The organism is Aeromonas sp. R7-1 (assembly GCF_040908115.1).
Taxonomy (GTDB): domain Bacteria; phylum Pseudomonadota; class Gammaproteobacteria; order Enterobacterales; family Aeromonadaceae; genus Aeromonas; species Aeromonas caviae.
The window spans coordinates 1-23,094 of sequence record NZ_JBFODD010000013.1 but is presented as its reverse complement, the minus strand read 5'-3'; the positions used below and the strand labels follow the sequence as shown (position 1 = coordinate 23,094).

The window sequence follows — 23,094 nt, the reverse complement described above, 5'->3', positions numbered from 1 at the left end:
CTCAGCGGATCAGGCTGGCACTGTATTGGGTGGGAGTCATGCCATAGATGCGCTTGAAGCGACGGTTGAGGTGACTGAGATCGGTGAAACCGTAGCGGTACACCAGATCCTGCGCCGACTCTCCGGCGGCCAAGGCGCGCCGTGCGGCATTGATGCGGCAGTTGATCACGTATTGATGGGGTGTGATGCCAAGCTGTTGGCGAAACAGCCGCAGGAAGTGGTACTTGGAGATGTTGGCCGCCGCGCTGATGTCGGCCAGGGAGATATCCTGCTGGAAGTGGGCGTGGATAAAGTCCCTGGCCTGCAACAGGAGGCGATCGATGCGGCTCACCCGGCCATTGGGCTCAAAACGTCCCGCCTGCTGCATCACCCGGGTGGCGAGGCGATAGAGGGCAAACTCCTGCTCTATGCTGTCGGCCTGGCCGCGCACCGCCTGGGCCAGCTCGAGGATGCAGGCGCTCAGCGCCTCATCGCGCACCAGGGGCTTCAACAATCGGTAGGTCCCCATTGCCCGCTCGCCCGCAGCATCGGCAAACAGCGGGGTGAGTTCGTGGGGCGGAATGTAGAGCATGGTGTAGTCGAGGCTGGCGTTGTCACCGGCATGACCGTCGTGGACATCCCCGGGATTGAACTGGATGACGCTGCCTGCCGGGCTGGAGTGGGCTCCGCCGTGGCAGAAGAAGTTCTGCCGCCCGGCCAGAGTGACCCCGAAGGAGTACTCCTCGTGGGCGTGACGGTCGTAGCGAAATTCCGTCATGTTGACCCGCAGCGCAGTCAGGCTCGCCAGGTGCTGACTGTGTGCGAATATGAACTGGTTGTCCTGCGCCATCTTTCCCTCCTGTACCAGACTGCCCCCCTAATCTAGCCCCAAGCCTGTGTCGCCCGCTTGGACAATCTTGCTGTTTGCCGGCCCGAGTGCGCCTCGCACCGAGAAAAACGGCGCTGCCGATGGCTGGCTGCACCGACTGGCCCGTCAACGGAAGCGGAACAGCTCCCGGTGCAGCGGGACGGCCAGATGGGCATCCAGGCTCTGGGCCATGGGCTCGGGGCCGCAGAACCACACCGGGGTGTGCTGGCGTTTGCCCAGGGCGGCCAGATTCAGTCGGCCGCGCTCGGATTCCAGGTGCAATTGGTACTCGACCCCGGCCCGGCGGCACAGCTCGGCCAGCCGACCGTGATAGGGGGCGGCCTCGGCGGTGGGGGCGCATTGCAGCAAGGTGGTGCCGGGGCGTTGTTCGCCACGGCGTACCAGGGCCTCCAGCCAGGCGACGAAGGGGGTGATGCCGATACCGGCGCCCACCCAGAGCGCGGGGGCTGGATCCGGCAGGGCGAAGGCGCCATAGGGGCCGGTCACGATCACCGTATCCCCCACCTTGAGGTGGCGGTGCAGCCAGCGGGTGTGATCCCCGAGGGCGCGTACCGCCAGGGTGAGGGTGCGGCAGTCTGCCGAGACATCGACCAGGGTGTAGGGGTGGGGCTCGCCGCGCCCGGCAAAGTCGAAGAAGGCGAACTGCCCGGGGCGGTAGCCAGTAATGGGAGAGGCCTGGGTGACCCTGATCTCCAGGGTGCACTCGTCCAGAGGGATGAGGGCGCTGACCGTCCCTTGGCGGCGTGCGTCCCGTCCCACCCGGCCAAACAGGGAGTAAAGCGCCCCCAGAGTACCCAGCCCGCCGCCGATAAGCAGGGTCAGGCCGACCGGGGTCAGGGCGCCGATGCGCGGCAGCAGGCAGAGCCCGTGCAGCCAGCCCATCAGATAGATGACCGGAGCCAGCCGGTGAACCACCTTGAAGCGCTCGTAGCGCACCACCGCCAGCAGGCTTACCACCACCAGCGCCAGCAGCAGATAGAAACTCCATTCCCCCAGGGTATTGCCGAGTTCGTGCCACAGGGCATCGTTGCCAGCACCAGCACCAGCACCAGCACCAGCACCAGCACCAGCACCAGCACCAGCACCAGCACCGCGGCGCGCCGGCCGGGTCAGCCAGTCGGCGGCGACGGCCCACTTGGGGGCTTCCACCAGCAGCCAGTGGGCCACCAGGGTGCCGGTGGCCCAGAGGGCGCTGCTGCGGTGCAGGTGCAACATGCGATCCAGCCCGCCGCACCAGGCTTCGAGCCTGGGCAGGCGCAGGGCGAGCAGCAAAGAGAGGGTCATGGCGCCAAGGCCAATCAGACCGGTCAGGATCAGCAGTTCGTGGCGCCAGGGCCAGACACTGGCGGGCCACTGGGTGAGGCCAGCGAGCCAGATCAGGGTCAGGGGCAGGGCCCAGACGAGGGATGCGGGTTTCATGATGTCCTCCTTGTCCATGCCTCCATTGCACGCCTGCTTTGTGGCGAAAGTGTGCCCCCTGACTACCTCTTTTGTAGCAGAGTGTGGCAAAGGGTCGCCGGGTCAGGGCAAGCGGACTGAGGAGGAGGGCGCGGAGAAAAACAAGGGGGGAGCGGCAGGAAAGCGGTTGGCGTCACCCCACAGGCCTGGGTCTGGAGAGTGGTGATGCTGGAGCAGCCACATGGCTGCCCCAGCAAACAGTCGTGTCAGGATGTTCGTCCCTTGCCGCCCTTGTTGCCCGCGAGTGCCTGCTTTCTGGCCTTCTGCTTCTGGGCGCCCTTGCTGGCGCGGCGCGGCTCGGGGTCGAAGCGGGTGAGATCCGGTTCAAAGCCCGGGAACCACTGCTGGGGCAGACGGGTGTCGAGCACTGCCTCCACCTTCTCTAGAAGCGGCGCGTCTTCCGGGCTGAACAGGGTGATGGCGAGCCCCTTGTTGCCGGCGCGGCCGGTGCGCCCGATGCGGTGGACGTAATCCTCGGGCTGATGGGGGAACTCCAGATTGATCACATGGTTGAGATCGCTGATATCGAGGCCGCGAGCCGCCACGTCGGTGGCCACCAGCGCCTGCAAGGTGCCGGCGCGAAACGCCAGCAGCACGTTTTCCCGCGCGCTCTGTGACAGATCCCCGTGGAAGGCCAGCGCATTGATGCCCCCCTTGCCAAGCTGTTGGGCCAGCTTGTCGGCCCCCTGGCGAGTGCGGCTGAAGATCAGCGCCGGTGCCCAGCCCTTCACGGTCAGCATATGTTGGACCAGCGCCACCTTGCGATCGCTGTCCACCGCATAGACCCGCTGCTCCACCTCGGCCGCCGTGGTGTTGCGCGGTGCCACTTCCACCAGCGCCGGGTCGCGCAGCAGCACCTTGCAGAGGGCAAAGAGGTTGTCGTCGCAGGTGGCCGAAAACAGCAGGGTCTGGCGATCCGCCGGGATTTGCTTCAGCAGCGCCTTGATCTCGTCCATAAAGCCCATGTCGAGCATCCTGTCCGCCTCGTCAAACACCAGATGGCGCAGGGCTGCGAGGCTTAGCGCCCCCTGGCGCAGGTGATCGAGCAGGCGGCCCGGGGTGGCGATGAGGATATCCACCCCGGCGTTCAGCGCCTCCACCTGTGCGGCGATGCTCACCCCGCCGTAGACCAGCGTGCTGGTGAGGTCGGTGCCTCTGGCGTATCGAGTGACGCTCTCGGCAACCTGCACCGCCAGCTCGCGGGTCGGCACCAGCACCAGGGCGCGAATGGGGCTAGGGGCATCGCTCGTCGGGTGTTGCAGCAACTGCTCCAGCAGCGGCAGCACGAAGGCGGCGGTCTTGCCGGTGCCGGTCTGGGCGCCCGCCATCAGATCCCGCCCCGCGAGGATCAGGGGGATGGCGCTGGCCTGCACCGGGGTGGGGGCGGCGTAGCCAAGCTCGGTCAGGGTTTGCTGCAAGCGGGGGGAGAGGGCCAGTTCGGCGAAAGAGGCAATGGACATAGGGCACCAGTATGGGGTTATCCCGCCCCGGGGCAGGGACGGAAACAATCAGCGTGGCTGGATGGTAACAGATAGCGGGGGCGCGGCAGAAGCCGGGGCGCTCAGGGGGCCGAATCGGCGCCTGGATCGCGGACAAGGCGGATGGTCTGCCCCTGGTAATAGGCGATATTGCGCTTGCCGTGCTGCTTGACGTGATAGAGCAGGTCGTCGGCCAGTTGCACCGCCTCGGTCACCGTCAGGTAATCGCGAATGCGGGTCACTCCGGCGGAGAAGGTGATGGGGGCGGGCAGTTCGGGGATGCGCAATGGCCGCTCCAGCAGGCGGGCGGCGGAGTGATGCACCATGTTGTCATCGTCCATCCCCTTGAACAGCACGATGAACTCTTCCCCGCCCCAGCGAATGGCGACATCGCCCTTGCGAATATTGGCCTTGAGGTGAGCGGCGAAGGCGACGAGCGCCAGGTCACCCACCCCGTGGCCATGGGTATCGTTGACGGACTTGAAGTTGTCGATGTCGAGGATCATCAGGTAGTCGTGCTCCTGCAGCAGCGCCTCGTTCAGGATGTCACGGCGCGGCAGTCGGGTCAGGTGGTCGGTCTGGGCCAGGGTGCGCAGGCGAGTAACCAGGCTGCGCCCCGTCAGCATCAGCAGCAGCATGACGATGAGATAGATCTTGAAGGCCGGCCCGTAGAGCACGGCCCGGGCAAAGTCACCGTAGCGGTATGACCATTTGAGGTAGAGGTCGCTGCCCGCCTTGGTGCGCATCAGCGGCGTACTCAGGCAGAGGTGGAACGGACGGCAGGGTTCGACCTCCTCGAAGGAGAGGACGGTCCGGGTCGGGTTGAGATGTTCGAAGGGGCGCAGTACCTCCTTGAACGCCCGGTCGACGGCGATGTCGATGCCCTTGAGCCCATAGCGGTAGTCCTTGATGGCGGGCTCGTAATAGATGAAGGGGAAGTAGAGGGTGATGGCCTGCAACCCGGTGAAGGTGTCGGTATAGAGACCGGAGACCCAGGCTTCATCCGTGCTGCAGGGGACATGGGTGGCCGCGAAAAAGGCGCAACCGAAATAGTGGGTCCAGGGCTCGATGTCGCTGAGGTCGGTGTTGATGGGCAACAACTGGCTCGGCAGCATCCCCTTGCTGGCGACCATGCCAAGCATGCGGCGATCATCATAGAAGGCGTAGAGGTTGAGGACCTCGGGGTTGGAGATGACGTACTGGTAGGCGAGGAGCATCTGGTTGGCCGGGGGTAACACGGGAATGACCGCCAGGCGCTTCAGGGTGGGGAGATCATAGCCATAGGCATAGGCCGTCGCATCCCCGTTCTCGCTGAAGATGGGCATCTTGATGCTGCTGTTGTCGATGAAGGTGGCCAGTTTCTCCGGCGCCAGGATGCGAGCCCGCTGATAGAACACCTCGAACAGGTTGGGCTGCTTGGCGGTGATGAGCGCCATGTCGTGCCTGATACGAAGGTAGGTGTAGTTGCACACCAATCCGAGCCCCATCAGGGCCAGGCAGAGCCAGCCAAGCCGGGTGAGCCATCGACGGGGGAGGAAACGCAGCAGTGAGGCGGCCATGGCGTGAACGCTCCCGTGGTGACAGAGGCCTTTTTTGTAACTGATTTTGCCGGGCATCACCAGATGAAGTTGGTGGGGCGCCATGGGGTGTGCACAAAAATGAGCCAGCAATATCAAAAAGATAGACGATAAGATCGCATTCGATGGTGGGCGGGGGAAAAGGGGGGGCTGAAACAAGAGGGCATGGCGCCCTCTTGTGTGGAGTGAGACGACGCGCCTTAGCGAGCCTGGTATTTCGGCGAGCGGGGGCCAGGGAGGATGCCGTTGGGCATGTCGGCACTGAGCAGCCTGACGCTGGTGATGCCGGCGATTTCATGGCCCTTGTCGGTCAGGGTGTTGGCAATCTGATTGACCACCGCCACCACCAGCATGCCGATGAGGCCGCCCCCCGAATTGCCCTGCTGCTCGGCACTGCTGGCGCTGGCACTGCCTTCCCACAGCAGCTTGCCGGTGCGCAGATCCACCAGGCGGGCACTGGCGGTGACCACTGTCTCGCTGGAGATGACCAGATAGCTGGTGCCGTACTCCTTGATGTCGAGGTAGAGGGCAGTATCGGCTCCGTAGATCTCGTGGAGCTTCTTGATGGGCAGCGCCTGGATGTCGGCGGGCTCGGTCACGCCGTTCTGCCGGAACGTCTCGTTGGTGACCGCCACCGGCAGCACGTAATAGCCGGACTCGGCGAGCGGATAGGTGATCTGGGATTGCAGGCTGGGGCCCGCCTTGATGTCCGGCGAGTGATTCACCGGCGGCAGCACCAGAATGGAGGTTGGTCTGCTCTCCTTGAAGTTGCTGTAGTCGTAGCCGGGGCCCTGTGCACAGCCGCCCAGGAGGAGGGCGCCCAGCGTGAGGGCAAGGAGGGTGCGCAGGGTCATTGGGTCTCTCCCTTCTTGCTGGACATCAGGAAGTTCATGAAGGGGGCCGATTCGGGGAAGAGGCGCTTCTCGGTTTCGAACTGCTCGCGAGTCTGGGCATCCTTGCCGAGCTGGGCGTACAGCATGCCGAGGTGAGCGTGAAAGCCCGGTGGCACAGCCTGCCCCTTGGCGCTCGCTTCTTGCTGGTTTTTCTCCAGCGCATCGATCTGCGCTTCGACCCCGGTGTCGTCACCCTGCATGTGCTGGTAAACCACTCCCTGATATTGATCCCAGTTGTAGAGCGTCTGCGGCCCCTGGGCGCAGGCGCTCAGCAGCAGGCCGCTGACCAGCAGCAGGGAAGGACGGAACAGCGTCATCTCGTCTCTCCTCATTGGGCCGGGCGCCAGGCACCGGTCTCGATGCCGTTCACCAGATTGTTGACGGCCTCGCGGATGGCGAGATCCAGCACCTTGCCGTTCAGGGTAGAGTCGTAGCTGGCGGTGCCGCCGAAGCCGACGATCTCGCGGTTGGAGAGTTCGTACTCCCCGGCACCCTGGGAAGAGAAGACCACTTCCGAGGTGGTGACGTTGACGATGTTCAGGTTGACCTTGGCATAGGCGATCTGTGACTTGCCGCGACCCAGGATGCCAAACAGCTGATGATCACCGACTTCCTTGCGACCAAACTCGGTGACGTCGCCGGTGACCACGTAGTCGGCGCCCTTGAGTTGCTGAGCCTGTTGCTTGATCCCGGCTTCGGCCTGGATCTCCGCCATGTTGTCGCGATCCAGTACGCTGAAGCGGCCGGTCTGCTGCAGGTGGGTGATCAGCACGGTTTTCGCCTGGTTGCCCAGCCGGTCCACGCCGTCGGAGAAGATGCCACGCATGTAGCTGGAACGGTTGTCGAACTTGCCGACGGCGATGGGGCTGCGTGCGCCCTGATAGTGGCTCTGATAGGAGGCAACCTTGGGTACCTCCAGGGTGCGCGACGACTCGCTCGCACAGGCTGTCAGCAAGCCCGCCATCAGGATGACACTGGATGAAACAACAAACTTCTTCATGTAAGGCCCCGTTATCAAAGGAAAAAACAGCGGCGGACTCTAACATGGTTCGTTGCGAAGAAAGTGCCCCGTATGGGGGGCATACCCGCTCAATCCCTGTGCGTTTGACAGGGGGTGGCGGAGGGCTGGGTCTGTTGCAGGGGCTGGAACACCTCCTCCAGGGCTGCCACCAGGGCGCGCATTCGGCCCGTCTTCTGCACGTCCGGGTGCAGCACCATCCAGATGTCGATGGGATCGTGCTGGTCAGGCAGCAGGCGCACCAGGGCGGGGTCTTCTTCGGCGAGGAAGGTGGAGAGCAGGGCGATGCCGAGCCCCTGCCGGGCGGCGGCCATCAGCACCAGCTGGGCATTGCTCTGCAGGACCACGTTGGGCTCGTGGAGCGGTTCGCCGCACAGACTCAGCCAGTGACGGGCCACCAGCTCTCTGGGAAAGAGCAGCAGGTCGTGCTCTTGCAGTGCCTGACCCGAGCGGGGCGTGCCCCGCCTGGCCAGGTAGTCGGGAGAGGCGTAGAGCCCCATCTTGATGGTGGCGAGCCGTTTGACCACGAGATCTCCCTGCTCGGGGCGCACGCTGCGAATGGCGAGATCCGCCTCCTGATTGGGGATGTCGCTCACGCTGACGGCGGTCAGCAACTTGAGGCGGATGCCGGGGTGGCGCTGGCGCAGCAGGGTGAACGCGGGCAGCACGAAGCCCTGAGCCAGGGTATCCGTGGTGGCGATGCAAAGCTCCCCTTCCAGCTCTCCCAGGCTCGCGGTGCGCATCATGGCCAGGGCCGCCAGCGCCATGGCCTCGGCCTGGGGCAGCAGCGCTTCCCCGAGGGGGCTGGGCCGATAGTGTCTGGGGGTGCGGATAAACAGCTTGGCCCCCAGCTGCTGCTCGAGCAGGGTGATCCGCCGCCCGACGGTGGCCTGATCCACCCCGAGCTCGAGTCCGGCCTGCCGCAGGCTGCCCCGCCGTGCCAGGGCCAGGAAGAAGCGGGCATCGTTCCAGTTGATCATGCTTGCTCCTCACTCAAGCAGAACGCCCGATTGGCGCCGCAATATTAGATGCCAGCGGGGATGGCAGCACAAGGGGATAGACCGGGTCCGGCGCGCCCCGGCCCAGGGCGCGCGCCACCCCGACGTGATGCAGGATTGAGTCGGCGTGATGCAGAACTGCCGTACTCCGGGGTGGGCGGGATCGCTATGATGTCGCTCCCGATTGCGGTTTCATTCGTCTGCCACTGGAGTGTCCATGTCTGTCTCAAGCGTCCCGGCTTGCGGGCCAGGTCAGGTTGTCCATCCTCGTCTGCGCTGGTTTCTCTCCCTCGCCCTGATGTCGGCCCTGCTCAACAGCAGCGTGCCTACCCCGCTCTATCCCCATTACCAGGCGGCGCTGGCTCTGAGCGATCTCGGCCTCAGCCTCATCTATGGCGGCTATGCGGGGGGCGTGCTCATCGCCTTGTTCGGGGTGGGCAACCTGGCAGGACGCGTGGCGGATCTGCGCACCCTGATCCTGCCTGCCCTGGTGGCGGTCGGGGGCGGAGCCCTGCTCTTCTCCCTGGCCGACAGCTTCTGGACCCTTTTGCTGGCGCGGCTGCTGGCCGGGATTGGCACGGGCAGCCTGACCGGCGCCGCCAATGTGGCGCTGCTGCGTTTTGGCCCCAGGGATGGGGGCAAGCGGGCGGCGCTGAGCGCCACATTGTCTTTCACCGCCGGGCTGGCCCTTGGCCCCGTGTTCAGCGGGCTGGCGCTGCAGCAGGATCTCTACCCGACCACGCTGCCGTTTTTGCTGATCCTGGGGATGGCGGCCTGCGCCATCGGGGGGCTGGTGTTGAGCTGGCCCAAAGGGGTGAGGGCGACGGAGGCCGCCCCGAGCGGGCAGAGTGGCGGATCCCTGGGGGAGGGGCTCAGGGCCACGGGGGCCGGGTTCTTCCTTTGCGCCCTGGCGCTCTTCACCGCCTGGGCGGTGGCGGCCAGCTTGCTGGCCATGGGTCCCAAGGTGGTGAGCGAGATGCTGGGCATGACGGATCTGGGGCTGTTCGGCTATCTTGTCGCGGCCTATCTGGTCTTCTCTGGGCTTTGCCAGCTCTGGGCCCGTCGCCTCGATGCCCGCCATACCCTGCAAAGCGGCGTGCTGGCCCTGGCGCTGTGCGTGCTGCTCTTTGCCGGGGCCGTTCACGGCCTGCCCAGCTGGCTGGCGGGACTCGGGCTGCTGGTGGCGGGCTATGCCCAGGGGGCCGTGTTCGTGGGCAGTGCGACCCTGATCAATCGCATCGCGCCCCCGGCCAGCCACGCGCGGCTGCTCTCCCTCTTCTATGTGATCGCCTATGTGGCGAACTGGGTACCCGTGTTGCTGGGCTGGGTGAGCGACGGGGCCGGTCTTGGCGTCGCGATGGATCTGCTCTTCGTCGGCAGCCCCCTGACAAGCCTGGGGCTGGCCTGGGCGGTGTCTCGGCGGCGCTTCGAACCCGCTGTGTGACAGGGCATCACCCATCGACCAGGACGATGCTCCCGGCATCCAGGTGGTGCATCCACTCCCGCAGGATCAGCAGGGCGGCGGCGATGCGCTTCTCCCTCGGCAACTGGGCCGATGCCAGGGGATCCCCCTCCACCATGGCGGCAAGCTGGCCGAACAACCGCTCAATGTTTTCCCGGCTCTGCACCCGGTTGCCTAGCACCTCGGCCAGGGGCTCCGGGCTTTGCAGGTGCAGCACGGGGTGGGGCGGGATCCGTGCCGCGAGGGGCATCAGTACATCCTCCACCACCATGATGGCTTGCTCAAGCTCCAGGGGCGTCGGTGGATCCTGGCGAAAGGGTCCCGGGGTCAGGGCATCGAGCCCCAGTGTCAATGCAAATGTCTGGCTGGTGCCATCGGCCGCGGTGAGCGCGACCTGGCTTCGGGTATTGCCCAGGCTCAGCAAAATGGTGTCGTGATGCTCTCTGGTCATCTGATGTGCTCCCGGCGTTGGATGCCCCATGGATACACCCGCACGGGGCGGATTGGCGAGTCATTTCGCCCCCCATTCGGGCATCAGGGGTTGCAAAGATTTCCATGAGTGGCAATCTGGACGTCCAAACGTCTTTGAAGGAGCCCTGACATGGATATTCGTATCGTCCCCCGCGCCCTCGTGCTCGCCCTCTCTCTGGTGGGGGCGAGTGCCCTTGCCAACGAGGCTCTGGTGTTCCAGACCGACTTCGGTCTCAAGGATGGCGCCGTCTCGGCCATGAAGGGGGTCGCCTTCGGGGTGGACCGCACCCTGCCGCTCCATGACCTGACCCACGAGATCCCGGCCTACAACATCTGGGAAGCCTCCTACCGCCTCTATCAGACCCTGCAATACTGGCCCGCGGGTACCGTCTTCGTCAGCGTGGTGGACCCCGGTGTCGGCACCGAACGCAAGTCGGTGGTACTCAAGACCAGGAGCGGCCACTACATCGTCAGCCCGGACAACGGCACCCTGACCCTGGTGGCGGAGCACTTCGGCATTGAGGCGGTGCGCCAGATCGACGAGAAGACCAACCGCCTCAAGGGCTCCGAGAAGTCCTATACCTTCCACGGCCGCGACGTCTACGCCTACACCGGCGCGCGCCTTGCCTCCAGTGCCATCAGCTTCGAGCAGGTGGGGCCTCTGCTGCCCGCCGAGGTGGTGACCATCCCCTATCAGCCTGCGGTGGCCGAGCAAGACGGTACCCTCAAGGGCACCATTCCGATCCTGGACGTGCAGTACGGCAACGTCTGGACCAATATCGACGACAGCCTGCTGACCAAGGCGGGTATCCACAAAGGCGACAACGCCTGCATCAGGATCAGCGAAGGGGATGCGCTGAAATACGAGGGCAAGGCCCCCTACGTCAGCAGCTTTGGCGATGTGCCGGAGGGCCAGCCCCTGGTCTACCTCAACAGCCTGTTGCAGGTGTCGGTGGCCCTGAACATGGACAGCTTCGCCGCCAAACATCAGGTGCAATCCGGCGCCAACTGGCATATCAGCCTGAAGAAGTGCAATTAGACGCTGCCATCGGGCGCTATCCGGTACAAACGGGCATAGCAGTCTGAAGAAGTGCAACTAGACGCTGCCATCGGGCGCTATCCGGTACAAACGGGCATAGCAGTCTGAAGAAGTGCAACTAGACGCTGCCAGCGGGTGCTATCCGGTACAAACGGGCATAGCAGTCTGAAGAAGTGCAATTAGACGCTGCCCGCGGGTGCTATCCGGCACAAACGGGCATATCAGTCTGAAGAAGTGCGGATAGGGTTCAACCCTTCTGTCGGCGACATGTCTTTCGGGGCGGTGGGACTGGTGTCCACCGCCCCTTGTCGTTGGCGGTGGCGTCTTGCCGGGTCAGCCGGTTATCTCATCATTTGTCATCCTCGTTTAATAAAGCGCTGCCATGCTGTGGCCGGACGCCGTGATGACGCAATGATTGCGCCGAGATAACAAGGAAAAGCCGATGAGCCGTTTTGACGAGAAAGACAGTGCCAACCACCCCCGCGAGCAGGAGCCGGCGTTCAACCGCCTCATTGAGGCGGGTCTCAGCCGCCGTGGCTTCCTCAAAGGGGTGGGCGCCGCCAGCATGGTGGCCTTCTTTGCCGCGAGCCCCGTGGCCCAGGCCGTGGCCGCCGCCACCCGGCCGCTGCTTGGCTTCCAGGCCGTGCCCGCCTCAGTGGCCGACACCATAGTGGTGCCGCCCGGCTACAAGGCCGAGGTGCTGATCGCCTGGGGAGATGCCCTCTTCCCCGATGCCCCCGCCTTTGCCCAAAGCAACGACGCCAAGGCCCAGGCCCGCCAGTTTGGCGACAACAACGACGGCATGAGCTTCTTCTCCCTGGGCCCGGATCGCGCCCTGCTCGCCGTCAACAACGAATACACCAACTACGAATACCTGTTTGCGGATGGCGGCAAGACCCTCAGTGCAGAGGCTGTCGCCAAGGCCCAGGCGGCCCACGGGGTCTCCCTGGTGGAGCTGGTACGCAAAGATGACAAGTGGCAGGCCAACCCCAGGGGGGCCCTCAACCGCCGCATCACCGCCACCACCCCCATGACATTGAGCGGCCCGGCGGCGGGCCATGCCCTGCTCAAGACCCAGGCCGACCCCGAGGGGCGCACCGCTCTTGGCACCTTCAACAACTGCGCCAACGGCCAGACCCCCTGGGGCACCTACCTCACCTGCGAGGAGAACTTCAACGGCTACTTCGGCAGTGCGGGCAAGCCGGTGCTGGACCAGCGCACTGCCCGCTACGGCCTGGCCGCCGAGGATGCAGGCTTTGGCTGGTACAAATTTGACGAGCGGTTCGATCTCGCGAAGCATCCCCAGGAGCCGCACCGCTTCGGCTGGGTGGTGGAAATCGATCCCCGCGATCCCGCCTCCACCCCGAAGAAGCGTACCGCCCTTGGCCGCTTCAAGCATGAGAATGCAGCCTTCACCGTCAACCAGGATGGCCGCGCCGTGGTCTACCTCGGCGACGACGAGCGGGGGGAACACATCTATCGCTTCGTCTCGAAGAACAAGGTGGCGCCGGGTAACGATCCTGCGAACCGGGATCTGCTGGACGAGGGCACCCTCTATGTGGCCCGCTTCGACGCCAGAGAGGGGGAGCTCAAGGGCTCTGGCCAGTGGCTGCCCCTGGTACACGGCCAGCACGGCCTGACCCGGGAGAACGGCTTCGCCGATCAGGGGGAGGTGCTCATCTTCGCCCGGGAAGCGGCGACCCGGCTCGGCGCCACCACCATGGACAGGCCCGAGTGGGTGGCCGTGCATCCCCACAGGGCCGAGGTCTACTGCACCCTGACCAACAACAAGAACCGCGGCCTCAAGGAGAACCAACCTCTGGATGGGGCCAACCCCAGGGCCGAGAACCCCTATGGCCAGATCATCCGCTGGCGCCCGATGGGGGACGATCACGGGAGCGACAGCTTCGAGTGGGATCTCTTCCTGCTGGCGGGCAACCCCGGCGTGCACAAGGAGGGGCTGATGGCGGGCAGTGCCAACATCCACCCGGACAACATGTTCAACAGCCCGGACGGCATCGGCTTCGACGAGGCGGGGCGGCTCTGGATCCAGACCGACGGCGATTACTCCAACGAGAAGCAGTTTGCCGGCATGGGCAACAACCAGATGCTGTGCGCCGATCCCGCGAGCGGCGAGGTGCGCCGCTTCCTGACCGGCCCCGTGGCCTGCGAAATAACGGGCCTCACCTTCACGCCAGACTGGCGCACCCTGTTCGTCGGGGTGCAGCATCCGGGTGAGGAGGGGGCGCCCTCCCATTTCCCGGACGGCGGCACCGCCATTCCCCGCTCCGCTGTGTTGCGGATCACCCGGGACGATGGCGGCATCATCGGCGCCTGATGGCCCGGAATAACCGCTTGGCCCGTGATGACAAGAGCCGCCTTCGGGCGGCTTTTTTTGTGGGTGTGGCGGGCGGAAGACAAAAAAAGACCGGGTACGGGACCCGGTCAAAGAACCCGCGCATTCAGGGAAGAAGTGCGGGCGTTCAGGCTTGGTGGCGGGGCCGGGCATCGGCCCTCGATCCGGTGTCGGGGTGAGTGGCGTCACCCCGTCGTCAATGCGGGCTATTCGCGCTCCAGTGCGTGGATGGGATCCAGCCTGGCGGCCCGGCGGGCCGGGGCGAAGCCGAATATTACCCCGATCAGGCTGGCGCAAAGGCAGGCCACCCCCATGGCGGCAAGGGAGTAGCTCATCCGGACTCCGCTGCTGAAGTGGTCGAACAGTTGGCCCAGCACCAGGGAGAGGACGATGCCGAGCACGCCCCCCAGCAGGCAGATCAGCACGGCTTCAATGAGGAACTGCTGCTGGATGTCCCGGGTCCGGGCGCCGACCGCCATCCGCACCCCTATCTCCCGGGTGCGCTCGGTGACCGAGACCAGCATGATGTTCATCACCCCTATGCCCCCGACGATCAGGGAAATGAGGGCGATGAGGGCGATCAGCGTGGTCAGGGTGGCGCTGGTCTGGCTGATGGTCTGGCGGATGCTGTCGGTGTTGAGCAGGAAAAAGTCCTGGCTGCCGTGGCGCAGGGTGAGCAGGCGGCTGATGCCGTCCTGGGCGGCGTCCAGGCTCACCTCGTCCCGTACCCGCACGCTGATGCTGCGCAGATGGCTCTGCCCCAGCAGGCGGCTCATGGCGGTGGTATGAGGGATCCAGACGTTGAGGGTCTCGTCGCTGCCAAAGCCGCTCTGGTTCTTGATGGCGACCCCGATCACCCGGCAGGGCAGATCCCCCAGCAGGATCACCTGGCCCAGGGGGGACTGGGTCGGGGCGAACAGTTTGTCCCGGGTGTGCTCGTCGATCACCACCTCCTGGGCCAGGCTCTCCTCGCTCTGGCGATCAAAGCCCATGCCCTGGGCCAGGCGATAGCCCCTGACCTGGAAGAACTGGGCGCCGACGCCGTTGATGGTGCCGGAGACGGCGGTGTTGCCAAGGCGCAGGGTGGCGCTGGTGCTGAGGCTGGGGGTGACGCTGTGCACGTAGTCCAGCCGGGCGATGGCCTCGGCGTCCCCGATCCGCAACGTCTGTATGGTAGCGGAGCGCATGTCCCCGAAGCCGCGGCCGGGGAACACCTCCAGGGTGCTGGTGCCCATGGCGTTGATGTTCTCCAGCACGCGCTCCCGGGAGCCCTGGCCGAGGGCCACCACGGTCACCACCGAGGCGATGCCGATGATGATGCCGAGCATGGTGAGAAAGGTGCGCAGCCGCTGGGCAACCATGGCCTTGAGCGCCATCTGCAGGGCATTCCCGAGCCCCGCCATCAGCGGGGTCTTCCCCCTGGCGGACGTCTTGGTGGCGGCCTGGGGCGCCTGGGAAAGGGCCAGTGGCTCGCGGGTGCGGCGATCGGCGATCACCCGGCCATCTTTTAGTTCGATGATCCGCTCGGCGTGGCGGGCGATGTCCATGTCGTGGGTGACGATCACCAGGGTGTGGCCCTGGCGATGCAGGGCCTGAATGCTCGCCATCACCTCGGCGCCGCTCTGGCTGTCGAGGGCCCCGGTCGGCTCGTCGGCCAGGATCACCTCGCCGCCGTTGATGAGGGCGCGGGCGATGCTGACCCGCTGCTGCTGGCCGCCGGAGAGCTGGCTTGGCTTGTGTTCGAGCCGGCTGGCGAGGCCGAAGCGGGTCAGCAGGGCCTCGGCCCGCTGGCGTCGCTCGGCCGGATCCAGACCGGCGTAGAGGGCGGGCACTTCCACATTGGTGCGGGCATCGAGATCCGCCAGCAGGTGATAACGCTGGAAAATGAAGCCGAAGTGCTCCCGGCGCAGGGCGGCGAGCTCGTCCCGGCTGAGGGTGGCAGTATCGCGCCCGGCCACCAGATAGGCCCCCTCGCTCGGCTGATCCAGGCAGCCCAGCAGGTTCATCAGGGTGGATTTGCCGGAGCCCGAAGCGCCGACGATGGCCACCATCTCTCCACGGGCGATCGCCAGATCGATGCCATCGAGCACGGTGACGGTGCGCTCACCCTCTCCGAAGTGGCGGCGGATGCCCCGCAGGTGCAACAAGGCGTCCATGGTCACATCCCCATGGGGGGCGGCATGCCCCCGGCGGCGTTGCTCTGGCCTGCGTTCACTTCGCTGACGATGACCCGCTCACCGGTGCTCAGGCCCGACAGGATCTGGGCATCCACCTTGTTGTTCAGGCCGACCTTGACCCGGCGCAGGCTGATCCGGCCTCCGTCGTCGATCACCCTGACCTGATCCCCCAGCAGGGCGATGGCGGGGATCACCAACGCATCTTTGAGCCGGGCGACCACCAGATAGACCTGGGCCGTCATGCTGATCTTGAGCTGACCATCCTGGTTGGGCACCTCGAACAGGCCGTGATAATAGATGGCACTGCTGTCGCTGCTGCTGGTGGTGTCGTCGTCATTGATGGTGTCGGGGGCGGGCTCGATGGCGCGCAGGGATCCCTCGAAGCGGCGCTGGCTGTTGCCAAGAATGGTGAAATAGACCGGCATGCCGACCCGGACGTTGATGACGTCGGCCTCGGAGATCCTGGCCTCCACCGTCATGGTGTCGAGCTGGGCGATCTTGAGCAGGGTAGGGGTGCTCTGGCTGGCGTTGAGGGTCTGCCCCTCCTCCACCGGCATGGCCACCACGGTACCGGAGAGGGGGGCCAGGATCCGGGTATACCCCAGGTTGACCCGGGCTGTGTCCACCGCGATCTCGGCCTGCACCCGCTGGGCGTTGAGGGCCCGGATATCGGCCAGGGTCTCGTCCAGGGTCGCCTTGGCGCTGTCATGGTCGGCCGTGCTGCCAAGGCCTCTTGCGACGATCTGCTGCTGGCGCTGGTATGCCAGGCGGGCATTGCGAAGGGTGGCCTCTTTGGAATCCAGCTGGGCCTGGAGGTTGTCGCGCTGGGCCAGGGCATCCTTGAGGGCGTTCTGCTGGGGCAGATCGTCTATCTCGACCAGCAGATCCCCCTGTTTGACCTCCTGCCCCAGAGTCACGTGCAGTTTCTTGATCTGGCCCGACACCTGGGCGCCCACGCTCACCTGCTTGCGCGCCTTCAGGGTGCCGTCCGCCATGATGAGCTGCTCCAGATCCCGGGTCTTTGCGCTGGCGGTGATGTAGTCGCTGGCGGGTGCCTTGGCCTGGGGGCGCCAGGCCAGCAACAGGGCGAGGGCGCACAGGGGCAGCAGCCAGAAGAGACGAGGGGAGAGCGTGGGCATGACAACCTGTATCCTGAATGACGGTAACGGCGGCACTCTACCCCAGAGCCGGGTTAAGGCTCTTTGCGCCAAGCGTAAGGGTTTCGTAAAAATGGCTGCCAAGTGCGTGGCAAGCGGCGAAAATGGCCGCCGACAAGGGAGACCGCATATGAAGATCCTGCTGGTGGATGACGATGCCGAACTGGGCGCCATGTTGAGTGAATACCTCGGGGGAGAGGGGTTTGATACCACCCAGGTGCTGACCGGAGGGGAAGGTGTGCACCATGCCCTCTCCGGCCGTTACAGCGCCCTGCTGCTGGATGTGATGCTGCCCGACTTGAGCGGCACCGAGGTGCTGCGCCAGGTGCGCCAGCGCAGCCGCCTGCCGATCATCATGCTGACCGCCAAGGGGGACAACGTGGATCGAGTGGTGGGACTGGAGATGGGGGCCGATGACTATGTGCCCAAACCCTGCTACCCCAGGGAGCTGGTGGCCCGGCTGCGGGCCGTTCTGCGGCGGGTCAACGAGGGGGGGAGCGCAACCCCCTCGCCGGATGCCCTCATCCTGGGGGATCTGACGGTCACCCCGGCCAACCGGGTCTGCCTCTGGCAGGGGGAGCCGCTGGAGCTGACCGCCACCGAGTTCAACATGCTGGTGTTGCTGGTGCGAGCACCGGAGCAGGTGGTTACCAAGGACACCCTCTCCCTGCAAGGGGTGGGGCGCCCGCGGGAGGCCTATGATCGCAGCGTCGATGTGCACATCTGCAACCTGAGGCAGAAATTGCAGCAGAAGGCGGGGGAGGCCGTCACCATAGAGACGGTGCGCAGCATAGGGTACAAGATACGGTGATCCTCAAGGGACGTTTGTTCTGGAAGATTCTGCTGGGGTTCTGGCTGGCCATCGTGCTGGTCAGCCAACTGCTCTGGCTCGGTTTTCGTGCCGAGCGTGCCCCCCCGGAAGAGCACCTGGCCCAGCAGTTGGCGAGCCAGCATCTGGAGATGGCGGCAGCCGTGCTGGCAAAGGGGGGGATCGAGGCTGCGACGGCATTGAGCCAGGCGATGTCTCCGCCGTTGCTGCAGATAACACTCCTTGATGTCTCCGATGCGCCTCCCCGGCCAGCGCCCCGGGCATCCAGGATGCCAGCCTCCAGGGAACCTGGCCCGGGCACCGTGCTGACACGCACCGTGATTGCCAGCGACGGGCAGACCTATCTGCTGCAGACCAGAGCGGACCCGCGCGTCCTCCCCGGCGGGCCGGCCCCCGGCCCCCTCTCCTGGCTCAACATTCCCCCGCCCATGCTCTGGATTGGCGGCCTGGGGGGACTCTTGTTCAGCATTCTGTTCGCCTTGCACCTGACCCGGCCCATGAACGCCCTGCGGCGCAGTTTCGATCGGGTAGCCAGGGGGGATCTGGGGGTCAGGCTGTGGCCCACTCTGCGCTGGCGCCGGGACGAGCTGACGGAGGTGGCGAAGGAGTTCGATCTCATGGTGGAGCGGTTGCAGCAGCTGGTCGAGGGGCGCGAGCAACTGCTTCACGACGTCTCCCACGAGCTGCGATCCCCCCTGGCCCGCATCCAGATGGCCATCGGCCTGGCGGAGCAGCGCCCGGAGAAGGCAAGCGACGCCCTGGCGCGGATCCGGCTCGAGACGGAGCGGATGGACAGGATGATAGGGGAGCTGCTGACCCTCTCCCGTGCCGAGCAGGGCCACGGGCTGGAGCAGAGCCACTACGACCTGCGGGCGCTGGTGGAGACCGTCGTCCAGGATGCCAGGTTCGAAGCCCAGCAATCCGGGGTCGAGATAGGGCTCGAGGCGGCGCTGGGGGAGGGTTGCCTCCTGCTGGGGCATGCGGAGCTGATGCGCCGCGCCGTGGAGAACGTGGTGCGCAACGCCCTGCGTTTCTCGCAGTCGGGCCAGATGGTGAGTGTTCGCTTGCTGCGCCTGGGCCAGGAGGTGCAGCTCTCCATCGCCGATCGGGGGCCCGGGGTGGAGGAGGGGAAGCTGGCGGGGATCTTCGACCCCTTCGTGCGCATCGGCTCACCCCGCATGGGCAAGGGCTACGGGCTCGGGCTCGCCATCGCCCGCAAGGCGGTGATTCTGCAGGGGGGCACCATCCAGGCGCGCAATCGCGCACAGGGGGGGCTGAGAGTGACCATGACGCTGCCCCTGCATGACCCGTCCTGAGGTACGCGGCTCAGGCCCGAGTGGGGTAAACACCCCGGTAATGAAAGAGGGGGCCAAGGCCCCCTGCTCGTATCTGTTCCACCGTGCGATTCAGCGCAGCGCCGCTGGCGGCGGCACCTCGGTGTAGCGCCCGTCTATTTCTCGCAGGTAGTAGTGACCCTCCCTGACGTAATAGCGGCGGCCATCCAGACCCAGGGGGATGAGCCCTGTCTCTGCCACCACCAGGACCTGAGGAGGTGGGGAGACCACCACATAGTGGTTCTCCTGCCGACGGTAGAAGATGCCGTCGAGCACATAGTAGGTGAGCCCGGCCAGCAGCAAGGTTTCCACCCCTCCCGGCAGCCTGTCGACGGGGTGGCCGAAGCCGGGGCCAGCCCCATGGCCGTACTGCGGGGCAGGGCTCTCCCATCCGCCCGGTCTGCCCATGTTCCCCGGACCCGCCATGGCGGGCAGGGCGATGGCCATGGCAAGCAGCCAGAGTGAAGGGCGGTGCAGACTCATCTCACTGCCCTTTGAGCGGCGCACCGGCGGGCTGGGGTTTGAGTGGCTGGGGCGGCAGTTCGCGCACGCTGACCGTGACCTCGTAGCGGGTATCCGGCTTGGCGGCATCAATGTTTTTGGACAGCGCCTGGACCAGGGCCTGGGGATCCGCACCCTGCTTGCTGGCGTGATAGAGCACGGAGGGGGGCGGTGTCATGGGACCTCCCTGGCGGGCGCCCATCGGGGGCGGCATCTCGCCGGCATGAAGGAGTGTGGTGCCCAGCAGCAGGGCAATGGCGACAGGATAGCGTGACATGATGATGACTCCATTGATGGGAACGCCCCCATCAAACGCGACGCGTGCGCCGGGCTCAACCACCTTTACACCCTCTTTTCGCCCTCTTTACAGTTGTGACAACGGGCGCCGTGGCGCCCGTTGTGTGTCGTGAACCGCTCGCCGGATCAAAACTCGTTGGAGAGCGCCTTGTAACCCCTGACCAGGTCGATGTTGGTGTGAGCCACATCCTCGGAGAACTCGGTGGCGTCCACGGTGACGCGCGGGATCTGCGCCAGATCGCTCTGCTGGTTGATGCGGGTGGTGGAGGGAACATAGAAGCCGGGGGGAATATCGCAGCCATCGACCACGGAGTTGTGGCGCACCACGGACCCTTCGCCGATGTGGCAGTTGAACAGCACGCTGTTGAAGCCGATGAAGACCCGGTTACCCACTTCGCAGGGGCCGTGGACGATGCTGCGGTGGGCGATGGAGCTGAACTCGCCGATGGTGACGGCAGCGCCGGATTTTGAGTGGATGACGACGCCATCCTGAATGTTGGAGTTGGCGCCGATGACGATGGGTTCCATGTCACCGCTCTCGTCCACTTCGTCTGCGCGGATCACGGCATAGGGGCCGACAAACACGTTCTCCTTGATGATCACCTTGCCACAGATGATGGCGGTCTTGTCGATATAGGCGGATTCGTCGATAACGGGCAGGTGACCTGAGGGATTCTTGCGGATCATGTTACGTCCTGTTGCTGATGAAATCGGGGAAACGTGGCGCGTCATGAAGGCCCGCCGGAGAGCCAGCTTACGCCTCTGATCCGGCAGGGGAAACCTTTTACTGGTCTGACCCACAGTGAGTAAGGCCATTTTGAGCGATTGTTCTTTGACTCCCTGTTATGGGAGCATGAGGGCGCAAAATGGGGCGCCACCGGGTGCAAAGAGATGAGGGGGAATGAGAGATGAAGCAGGTCATGGTATGGCTGGTGGGGTCGCTGTTGTGGATCTCCGCCGCCCAGGGCAAAGGCTATGCGGGGGAGTTTGACTATTACGCCATGGCACTCTCCTGGTCGCCCGAGCATTGCGCCATCAAGCCAGGGGATCGGGAGCAGTGCGCCCGCAAGCTGGGGTTCGTGCTGCATGGGCTCTGGCCCCAGTATCAGCGTGGCTACCCCGCCAGCTGCACCCGCGAGCGGCTGGATGCGGACATGGAGCAGCAGTTTGCCGGGCTCTACCCCAGCCGCTTCCTCTATCGCCATGAATGGGAGAAGCACGGCACCTGTTCCGGGCTGAGCCAGGAGGCATTTCACCAATTGGCCAGCGATCTGCGCCAGAAGGTGAAGATCCCGGCCGACTATCAATCGCCGGAAGAGCCGCTGAGAAAAAACAGCTTCCAGCTCAAGGCCGATCTGGCGAGCGCCAACGAGTGGCTGGCCCCCGATAACATCACGGTGGCCTGCGCTGATGGGGGCCGCTTCCTGCGGGAGATCTACATCTGCATCAACAAGCAGGGGACGGATGCCGTTCCCTGCTCCGACGAGATGCAGAAGCGGGAGCGCCGCTCCTGTGGCCAGCCGGACTTCCTGCTGCGCAGCGTGCGTTGACACTTCACGTTCGGGCCCTTCGCGGGCCCGATGTGCCATGAACCTCAAGGAGCCTGATGGATGAAAGCGAAGACAGGATGTCTGGCCGGGAACTGGACAGGCGATATCGCCAGACGACGTGTCAGCACGTCAGGTGCGCTCTGCCGACTCAACCCGCCTCTGGCGCACAGGCAGACTCACCATCAGAAACAGGAAACCGTCATATGACGCTCTTTGCCGAACTGGGGATGCGCTATCCCGTCATTCAGGCCCCCATGGCGGGTGTGCAGAACAGCGCCCTGGCGATGGCTGCGACCAGTGCGGGGGCTCTGGGCTCCCTGCCTGCCGCCATGCTGAGTGGTGCCGATCTGCGCCAGGAGCTGAGCCGTCTCGCCGCCAGCGGGCCGGGCCCATACAACATCAACTTCTTTTGCCATCGGCAGCATGAGCCGGAACCGGCAGCGGAGCAGCGCTGGCGCCAGGTACTGTTACCCTATTACGCCGAGTTCGGGGTGGATGCCGCTGCGCCGTCGCGAGCCCCCTCTCGGGCCCCCTTCAATGACGAGCATGCGGCCCTGCTTGCAGAGTTCAGACCTGCCGTGGTCAGTTTCCACTTCGGCTTGCCCGAGCCCGAATTGCTTGCCCAGGTAAAAGCCACAGGCGCAAAAGTGTTTGCCAGCGCCACCACGGTGGCAGAAGCGCAGTGGCTTGCTGACCACGGAGCCGATGCCGTCATCGCCCAGGGGCTGGAGGCGGGTGGCCATCGCGGCCACTTCCTGAGTGAGGATCTCAGCTTGCAGCAGGGCACCTTTACCCTTCTACCACAGGTAGTGGCGGCAGTGGATCTGCCTGTCATCGCCGCCGGGGGCATAGTCGACGGCAAGGGGATCAAGGTTGCCTTGACACTGGGGGCCAGCGCAGTCCAGATGGGAACGGCGTTCCTCTGTTGCCACGAGGCGACGACCTCGTCCCTGCACCGTGCGGCGCTGCAGGGGAGGCATGGCCAACACACCGCACTGACCAATCTGTTCAGCGGCCGTCCGGCGCGGGGGATAGTCAACCGCTTGATGCGGGAACTCGGCCCCCTTTCGGTGCTGCCGCCAGACTTCCCGTATGCCAGCGGCGCATTGGCTCCGTTGCGTGCCGCAGCCGAAAAGGCGGGTGACAGCGGTTTCTCGCCACTCTGGGCCGGGCAGAATATATCGGGTTGCCGCTCCATGGCGGCAGCCGAGCTGATCGCTGCCTGGGTTGCTGAGGCAGGACTGGTTTGAGCGTCACTTTGCGATTCTCTTCCTTTATATATGGATTGATATGGTCAGCAACCCTTCGAACAGGAGACGGGCAGAGAGGAACGGGAGGCAATAGGGTGCAGAATGAGCCCCTTCCGGGATTGTCCTGTGGATAAGCCTGTATAAAAACTGTGCTTTGATATGAATAACTAAGAATTGGCATTTTTTTGCAATTTTATTGCGATGAGAGCTTGCCAATGTGATCTATGTCTCTATAATGCGCCTCCATCGACAGGGCAAGCGGCAACGCAAACAACCCGGTCGGTAGCCTCGAAAAGCCTTTGAAAATAAGGCTTGACTCGAGAAGGCGGTTGAGTAGAATGCCACTCCCGCAGCAGCCAAAAGCTGCGTCGCTCTTTAACA

At 64.9% G+C, this 23,094-nt stretch carries 22 protein-coding genes; 7 read left to right on the top strand and 15 right to left on the bottom strand.

Features of this window, described 5'->3' with window-relative positions:
* Window position 1 precedes the first annotated feature (1 nt).
* The 8 genes from AB5Y51_RS01570 to AB5Y51_RS01535 form a co-directional block, all read right to left on the bottom strand.
* Window positions 2-829 (bottom strand): AraC family transcriptional regulator, encoded by an 828-nt coding sequence (locus AB5Y51_RS01570; protein ID WP_069784922.1) that lies wholly within the window; start codon window positions 827-829, stop codon window positions 2-4.
* Between the two features lie 144 nt (window positions 830-973).
* Window positions 974-2,305 carry a ferric reductase-like transmembrane domain-containing protein gene (locus tag AB5Y51_RS01565; protein ID WP_368177949.1) on the bottom strand — a complete coding sequence of 444 codons (1,332 nt, stop codon included), beginning with the start codon at window positions 2,303-2,305 and terminating at the stop codon, window positions 974-976.
* 227 nt (window positions 2,306-2,532) lie between these two features.
* The gene (locus AB5Y51_RS01560) at window positions 2,533-3,786 is read right to left on the bottom strand and encodes a DEAD/DEAH box helicase (RefSeq protein WP_368177948.1); all 1,254 of its coding nucleotides are present in this window, start codon (window positions 3,784-3,786) and stop codon (window positions 2,533-2,535) included.
* Window positions 3,787-3,887: 101 nt separating this feature from the next.
* Window positions 3,888-5,363, bottom strand: coding sequence for a GGDEF domain-containing protein (locus tag AB5Y51_RS01555; protein WP_042864385.1), 1,476 nt, complete (start codon window positions 5,361-5,363; stop codon window positions 3,888-3,890).
* 218 nt (window positions 5,364-5,581) lie between these two features.
* Complete coding sequence (locus tag AB5Y51_RS01550; RefSeq protein WP_039041300.1) at window positions 5,582-6,235, bottom strand: DUF799 domain-containing protein; 654 nt, start codon at window positions 6,233-6,235, stop codon at window positions 5,582-5,584.
* Window positions 6,232-6,591 carry a DUF4810 domain-containing protein gene (locus AB5Y51_RS01545; RefSeq protein WP_080989864.1) on the bottom strand — a complete coding sequence of 120 codons (360 nt, stop codon included), beginning with the start codon at window positions 6,589-6,591 and terminating at the stop codon, window positions 6,232-6,234. The genes AB5Y51_RS01550 and AB5Y51_RS01545 overlap by 4 nt, the downstream gene beginning before the upstream one ends.
* An 11-nt stretch (window positions 6,592-6,602) precedes the next feature.
* Window positions 6,603-7,274, bottom strand: coding sequence for a CsgG/HfaB family protein (locus AB5Y51_RS01540; protein ID WP_029313711.1), 672 nt, complete (start codon window positions 7,272-7,274; stop codon window positions 6,603-6,605).
* Window positions 7,275-7,363: 89 nt separating this feature from the next.
* Window positions 7,364-8,272, bottom strand: coding sequence for a LysR family transcriptional regulator (locus AB5Y51_RS01535; RefSeq protein ID WP_368177947.1), 909 nt, complete (start codon window positions 8,270-8,272; stop codon window positions 7,364-7,366).
* Between the two features lie 235 nt (window positions 8,273-8,507).
* Between AB5Y51_RS01535 and AB5Y51_RS01530 the strand changes: the two genes are divergently transcribed.
* On the top strand, window positions 8,508-9,734 hold the full coding sequence (locus AB5Y51_RS01530; protein WP_368177946.1) for an MFS transporter: 1,227 nt from the start codon (window positions 8,508-8,510) through the stop codon (window positions 9,732-9,734).
* A gap of 7 nt (window positions 9,735-9,741) precedes the next feature.
* On the opposite strand, the gene AB5Y51_RS01525 is transcribed toward AB5Y51_RS01530, so the two are convergent.
* Complete coding sequence (locus AB5Y51_RS01525) at window positions 9,742-10,203, bottom strand: hypothetical protein (RefSeq protein ID WP_323944437.1); 462 nt, start codon at window positions 10,201-10,203, stop codon at window positions 9,742-9,744.
* A gap of 150 nt (window positions 10,204-10,353) precedes the next feature.
* Between AB5Y51_RS01525 and AB5Y51_RS01520 the strand changes: the two genes are divergently transcribed.
* Both AB5Y51_RS01520 and AB5Y51_RS01515 read left to right on the top strand, forming a co-directional pair.
* Window positions 10,354-11,262 carry an S-adenosyl-l-methionine hydroxide adenosyltransferase family protein gene (locus AB5Y51_RS01520; RefSeq protein ID WP_160838962.1) on the top strand — a complete coding sequence of 303 codons (909 nt, stop codon included), beginning with the start codon at window positions 10,354-10,356 and terminating at the stop codon, window positions 11,260-11,262.
* A gap of 442 nt (window positions 11,263-11,704) precedes the next feature.
* A complete protein-coding gene (locus tag AB5Y51_RS01515; protein ID WP_368177945.1) occupies window positions 11,705-13,600 on the top strand; it encodes a PhoX family phosphatase in 1,896 nt (631 codons plus the stop codon).
* A 224-nt stretch (window positions 13,601-13,824) separates the two neighbouring features.
* Here AB5Y51_RS01515 and AB5Y51_RS01510 read toward each other — a convergent pair whose 3' ends face one another.
* Window positions 13,825-15,774 carry a MacB family efflux pump subunit gene (locus AB5Y51_RS01510; protein WP_368177944.1) on the bottom strand — a complete coding sequence of 650 codons (1,950 nt, stop codon included), beginning with the start codon at window positions 15,772-15,774 and terminating at the stop codon, window positions 13,825-13,827.
* Window positions 15,775-15,776: 2 nt separating this feature from the next.
* A complete protein-coding gene (locus AB5Y51_RS01505; RefSeq protein ID WP_368177943.1) occupies window positions 15,777-16,934 on the bottom strand; it encodes an efflux RND transporter periplasmic adaptor subunit in 1,158 nt (385 codons plus the stop codon).
* Between the two features lie 148 nt (window positions 16,935-17,082).
* Between AB5Y51_RS01505 and AB5Y51_RS01500 the strand changes: the two genes are divergently transcribed.
* Together AB5Y51_RS01500 and AB5Y51_RS01495 are read left to right on the top strand one after the other, a co-directional pair.
* A complete protein-coding gene (locus AB5Y51_RS01500; protein WP_010672948.1) occupies window positions 17,083-17,763 on the top strand; it encodes a response regulator transcription factor in 681 nt (226 codons plus the stop codon).
* Between the two features lie 14 nt (window positions 17,764-17,777).
* Entirely contained in the window at window positions 17,778-19,097 is a 1,320-nt protein-coding gene (locus AB5Y51_RS01495) for an ATP-binding protein (RefSeq protein ID WP_368177942.1), read from the top strand.
* Window positions 19,098-19,187: 90 nt separating this feature from the next.
* Here AB5Y51_RS01495 and AB5Y51_RS01490 read toward each other — a convergent pair whose 3' ends face one another.
* From AB5Y51_RS01490 to AB5Y51_RS01480, 3 genes are all read right to left on the bottom strand, one after another.
* A complete protein-coding gene (locus AB5Y51_RS01490; RefSeq protein ID WP_368177941.1) occupies window positions 19,188-19,598 on the bottom strand; it encodes a DUF6515 family protein in 411 nt (136 codons plus the stop codon).
* A 1-nt stretch (window position 19,599) separates the two neighbouring features.
* Window positions 19,600-19,893 (bottom strand): hypothetical protein, encoded by a 294-nt coding sequence (locus AB5Y51_RS01485; RefSeq protein WP_010672951.1) that lies wholly within the window; start codon window positions 19,891-19,893, stop codon window positions 19,600-19,602.
* Between the two features lie 146 nt (window positions 19,894-20,039).
* Window positions 20,040-20,600, bottom strand: a complete 561-nt coding sequence (locus AB5Y51_RS01480; protein WP_010672952.1) for a carbonate dehydratase — start codon at window positions 20,598-20,600, stop codon at window positions 20,040-20,042.
* Between the two features lie 221 nt (window positions 20,601-20,821).
* Here AB5Y51_RS01480 and AB5Y51_RS01475 point away from each other — a divergent pair, with 221 nt between their 5' ends.
* Together AB5Y51_RS01475 and AB5Y51_RS01470 are read left to right on the top strand one after the other, a co-directional pair.
* On the top strand, window positions 20,822-21,463 hold the full coding sequence (locus AB5Y51_RS01475) for a ribonuclease (RefSeq protein WP_201895143.1): 642 nt from the start codon (window positions 20,822-20,824) through the stop codon (window positions 21,461-21,463).
* A gap of 203 nt (window positions 21,464-21,666) precedes the next feature.
* Window positions 21,667-22,713, top strand: coding sequence for a nitronate monooxygenase family protein (locus tag AB5Y51_RS01470; protein ID WP_042877805.1), 1,047 nt, complete (start codon window positions 21,667-21,669; stop codon window positions 22,711-22,713).
* 193 nt (window positions 22,714-22,906) lie between these two features.
* Here AB5Y51_RS01470 and AB5Y51_RS01465 read toward each other — a convergent pair.
* Window positions 22,907-23,094: hypothetical protein (locus tag AB5Y51_RS01465; protein WP_270825592.1), on the bottom strand; the 188-nt coding region annotated here is incomplete at its 5' end.

Excerpts from the sequence above, each read along its gene's own strand:
- AB5Y51_RS01565 (WP_368177949.1), bottom strand. The coding sequence starts at position 2,305 with ATGGACAAGGAGGACATCATGAAACCCGCATCCCTCGTCTGGGCCCTG.
- AB5Y51_RS01525 (WP_323944437.1), bottom strand. The coding sequence starts at position 10,203 with ATGACCAGAGAGCATCACGACACCATTTTGCTGAGCCTGGGCAATACC.
- AB5Y51_RS01555 (WP_042864385.1), bottom strand. The coding sequence starts at position 5,363 with ATGGCCGCCTCACTGCTGCGTTTCCTCCCCCGTCGATGGCTCACCCGG.
- AB5Y51_RS01510 (WP_368177944.1), bottom strand. The coding sequence starts at position 15,774 with ATGGACGCCTTGTTGCACCTGCGGGGCATCCGCCGCCACTTCGGAGAG.
- AB5Y51_RS01530 (WP_368177946.1), top strand. The coding sequence starts at position 8,508 with ATGTCTGTCTCAAGCGTCCCGGCTTGCGGGCCAGGTCAGGTTGTCCAT.
- AB5Y51_RS01480 (WP_010672952.1), bottom strand. The coding sequence starts at position 20,600 with ATGATCCGCAAGAATCCCTCAGGTCACCTGCCCGTTATCGACGAATCC.
- AB5Y51_RS01500 (WP_010672948.1), top strand. The coding sequence starts at position 17,083 with ATGAAGATCCTGCTGGTGGATGACGATGCCGAACTGGGCGCCATGTTG.
- AB5Y51_RS01475 (WP_201895143.1), top strand. The coding sequence starts at position 20,822 with ATGAAGCAGGTCATGGTATGGCTGGTGGGGTCGCTGTTGTGGATCTCC.
- AB5Y51_RS01485 (WP_010672951.1), bottom strand. The coding sequence starts at position 19,893 with ATGTCACGCTATCCTGTCGCCATTGCCCTGCTGCTGGGCACCACACTC.
- AB5Y51_RS01560 (WP_368177948.1), bottom strand. The coding sequence starts at position 3,786 with ATGTCCATTGCCTCTTTCGCCGAACTGGCCCTCTCCCCCCGCTTGCAG.
- AB5Y51_RS01520 (WP_160838962.1), top strand. The coding sequence starts at position 10,354 with ATGGATATTCGTATCGTCCCCCGCGCCCTCGTGCTCGCCCTCTCTCTG.
- AB5Y51_RS01545 (WP_080989864.1), bottom strand. The coding sequence starts at position 6,591 with ATGACGCTGTTCCGTCCTTCCCTGCTGCTGGTCAGCGGCCTGCTGCTG.
- AB5Y51_RS01470 (WP_042877805.1), top strand. The coding sequence starts at position 21,667 with ATGACGCTCTTTGCCGAACTGGGGATGCGCTATCCCGTCATTCAGGCC.
- AB5Y51_RS01550 (WP_039041300.1), bottom strand. The coding sequence starts at position 6,235 with ATGACCCTGCGCACCCTCCTTGCCCTCACGCTGGGCGCCCTCCTCCTG.
- AB5Y51_RS01515 (WP_368177945.1), top strand. The coding sequence starts at position 11,705 with ATGAGCCGTTTTGACGAGAAAGACAGTGCCAACCACCCCCGCGAGCAG.
- AB5Y51_RS01535 (WP_368177947.1), bottom strand. The coding sequence starts at position 8,272 with ATGATCAACTGGAACGATGCCCGCTTCTTCCTGGCCCTGGCACGGCGG.
- AB5Y51_RS01490 (WP_368177941.1), bottom strand. The coding sequence starts at position 19,598 with ATGAGTCTGCACCGCCCTTCACTCTGGCTGCTTGCCATGGCCATCGCC.
- AB5Y51_RS01570 (WP_069784922.1), bottom strand. The coding sequence starts at position 829 with ATGGCGCAGGACAACCAGTTCATATTCGCACACAGTCAGCACCTGGCG.
- AB5Y51_RS01505 (WP_368177943.1), bottom strand. The coding sequence starts at position 16,934 with ATGCCCACGCTCTCCCCTCGTCTCTTCTGGCTGCTGCCCCTGTGCGCC.
- AB5Y51_RS01540 (WP_029313711.1), bottom strand. The coding sequence starts at position 7,274 with ATGAAGAAGTTTGTTGTTTCATCCAGTGTCATCCTGATGGCGGGCTTG.